This is a genomic window from Mangrovimicrobium sediminis (genome assembly GCF_004745945.1).
GTDB lineage: Bacteria > Pseudomonadota > Gammaproteobacteria > Pseudomonadales > Halieaceae > Mangrovimicrobium > Mangrovimicrobium sediminis.
The window spans coordinates 1-1421 of the sequence record NZ_SRLE01000060.1 but is presented as its reverse complement, the minus strand read 5'-3'; the positions used below and the strand labels follow the sequence as shown (position 1 = coordinate 1421).

2 protein-coding genes are annotated in these 1421 nt (G+C 58.6%); both read left to right on the top strand.

What is annotated here, in order from left to right:
- A partial coding sequence (locus tag E4634_RS21640; RefSeq protein WP_206046995.1) for a hypothetical protein occupies positions 1 to 242 on the top strand: 242 nt, incomplete at its 5' end.
- A gap of 488 nt (positions 243 to 730) precedes the next feature.
- A partial coding sequence (locus E4634_RS21330) for a TonB-dependent receptor plug domain-containing protein (protein WP_240725279.1) occupies positions 731 to 1421 on the top strand: 691 nt, incomplete at its 3' end.

The following is a 1421-nucleotide window of genomic DNA, read 5'->3' as shown; positions in this document are numbered from 1 at the left end:
ACAAAGTCACCCACCTCAACGCGATGCGCATTTTCAACGCCGAAATGGGCAAGCACATCAAGAAGGAAGAGCTGACTGTCGGTGCGCTGCGCGCAAAGGCCAAGGCGTACGGGGTAGACGCCACGCCGACCTCCATGTCCGGCGAAAAGCCGCTGGACGACGCCGAGGGTATGCGCCGCATAACCTCCGGCGACCTGGCGAAAATGTTCGCCCATCACGGGCAGAAGAAGACCGGCAGCTGAGCAGTTGCCACGCCGGTAACGGCAACCCGGATAACCCGCGGTCATCGACCGCGGGTTTTTTTTTGCCTGTCGCGAAATACCGGAAAATGTCGCAAAGGTTTTTTTACCGGGTATTGATTCGAGATACTGAATAAATTGTCTTGATTTCGCTGCCCTGTTTCGGATGGATGTGTGAAAATCACCTTTTTTACAGCGTTATGGTACGACGTGTTTCACAGTTCCAACTGTTACCACAATTATTTCTTGACCTGTTTGGCCCCTTTTAGGCAGCATAGTCTCGTCTTAAAAATGGGCATCGCCCGGACGCGTGAATAAACCTAAAAATACAAAAGTTTGCTGTGGGGCGGCTTCAACGCGGTAACCATCATTTCATCTCCAACTCCATCTGTTTCGACGGACGAGTTTCTACACCGCAAAGTCGCTGTAAACGCGGGTTCATCGCATAGGCAAATCACATTAGCGCTAATCACCATAAAGAGACCACAGCTATGAACAACGACAAAACACTGATCGCAACACAGCCAGTGCAGCGCAACCTGCGCCTGCAGTGCGCGGTGGCGGCACTGGTAGCGGCATCCGCCGGCCAGGCTCCCGCTGTCTTCGCACAGGAGCGCGGCTTCGTCGCACTGGAAGAAGTGGTAGTTACCGCCCGCCGTCGCCAGGAACTGGCGACCGATATCCCCATCGCAATTACCGCGATGAACGAAAATTTCCTGCGTGAGCAGAACATCGGCGAAATTCGCGACCTGGGTGTGCACGTGCCCTCCCTGCGCGTCTCCGCCGGTGGCCCGGGCGTCAACGCCCCGCTGATCACGCTGCGCGGCCAGCGCCCCTCCGAGCCGCTGCTGACGCTCGACCCGGCCGTGCCCATCTACTTCGCCGAAGTGGTGATGACCCCGACCGACGGCACCAACCTGGCCATGTACGACCTGTCCAGCGTGCAGCAGGGCACCCTGTTCGGCCGTAACTCTACCGGTGGTGCACTGATTCTCACCCCGCAGGCCCCCGGCACCGAGTTCGGCGGCTACGCCGAGGTGAAGGTAGGCAACTACGACCTGATCCAGCTCGAGGGTGCCGTCGACCTGCCGGTCAGCGACACCATGCAGTTCCGCCTGAGCGGCCGCAAGTTGGAGCGCGATGGCTACCAGAGCAACGTCGCCGACCTGCCGTTCGCCGAGG